Origin of the sequence: Motilibacter deserti, assembly GCF_011250635.1 — a bacterium.
In the GTDB taxonomy this organism is placed as follows: Bacteria; Actinomycetota; Actinomycetes; order Motilibacterales; family Motilibacteraceae; genus Motilibacter_A; species Motilibacter_A deserti.
The window spans coordinates 1-1,326 of the sequence record NZ_JAANNP010000232.1; the positions used below are offsets into that span (position 1 = coordinate 1).

Annotated in this window: 2 protein-coding genes; both read right to left on the reverse strand. The window is 75.6% G+C overall.

The features are described 5' to 3' along the window. On the reverse strand, positions 1-877 hold an 877-nt coding region (locus G9H71_RS22690; protein WP_166285005.1), incomplete at its 3' end, for a hypothetical protein. A gap of 220 nt (positions 878-1,097) precedes the next feature. Further along, a partial coding sequence (locus tag G9H71_RS22695) for an acyl-CoA thioesterase (RefSeq protein WP_231135346.1) occupies positions 1,098-1,326 on the reverse strand: 229 nt, incomplete at its 5' end.

A 1,326-nucleotide genomic window follows, 5' to 3' on the forward strand; every position in this document is an offset into this window, starting at 1 on the left:
TGAGCGCGACGCCGCGGTGCCGGTGCAGCCGCGACTCGGCGACCACGACCGAGGGCGCCACCTGGTGGTAGACCATGGCCTTCTCCGGGAGCCCGTTGTCCGCGACGAGCTTCGCGAGGTACGCCGCCACCCCGTCGAGCTCGCTGCCGGTCGTCCGCCCGTAGGCCTCGCCCGGCACGTCGCCCTCCTCGACCGCCCACTCCGGGTCGAGCGCGACGCCCACGTCGGGCTCCTTGAGCCAGCGCTCGTAGGCCTTCACCTCGGGCAGGAAGTCCGCGCGACCCGGCTGGATCCCCAGCAGCAGCAGGCCCTTCGCCTTGCGGGCCGCGCGCAGGTGCTCGGCGATGATGTCGTCGTCCATGCGGCTGCGGTACATCCCGTCGTCGCCCGCGCCACGGTGGACGACGGTCGCGATCAGCTCGAAAACCGGCAGCGTCTTGCGCCCGTCGGAGTCGTACGCCTTCCCCCGCTGCTCGATCTCGCGCCCCTTCGACCCCAGGCTGCCGATCCCGAGGATGCCGAACGCCGCCGACCCGGGGTTGCCGGCGTACCCGACCAGCCGGTAGGTGGGGAAGAGCGTGCGGCCGCCGCGCGGGAGCTCGCGCTGCTCGGGCTGGGCCGATTGCTCGGGCTGAGGCGACTGACCCGGTGCCGCGGCCTGCCCGGGCGTGGCGCCCGCTGTCGCCGAGGTGGTCGGCTGACCGCCGGTCGGCTGACCGCCGGCCGTCGCGGCGGGCGAGGCGGCGGGGGCGGCCGCGTCGGCCTCGGGCTGGCCGTCCGCCGAGCAGCCGGCGAGGGCGCAGCCGGCCAAGGCGCAGACGGCGGCCAGCGCGGAGGCGGCGCGGAGCGGGGCCAGGTCACGGGCGCGACGGTGCATCTTGCGTCCCTCCCCGCTCGAGCGCCGGGTCAAGCCCCCCGGATCCCGACCGGCCACTTTCCGCCGGCTGACGCGACGTTGCTCCGGCGGCAGCGGGCGGAAAGTGTGGTGAGCGGGCGGGAGGTGTGGTGAGCGGGCGGTAGGTGGCGCGCCGAGCCGGTCGGACGCGTACCGAACGGGCTCGCGGCGTACGGTCAGCGACCTGGCAGAACGGCCAAAGTCACTCCGCCGGCGCGCTGATCGCCTGCACGTCGATCCGCGCCTCGTCGGTCCACGGCGTCGGGCGCCGCGTCGCGGGGTCGACCCGGACGACGACCCGGCTGCCGTCGGCGTGGACCACCGACTGGTCCTCGGACATCACCCGGAAGCGGTAGGTCGCGCTCGACCGCCCCATCGCCTCGACCCAGAAGTGGACGGCGAGCCGGCTCGGGCGCGTGACCGGCACCGAG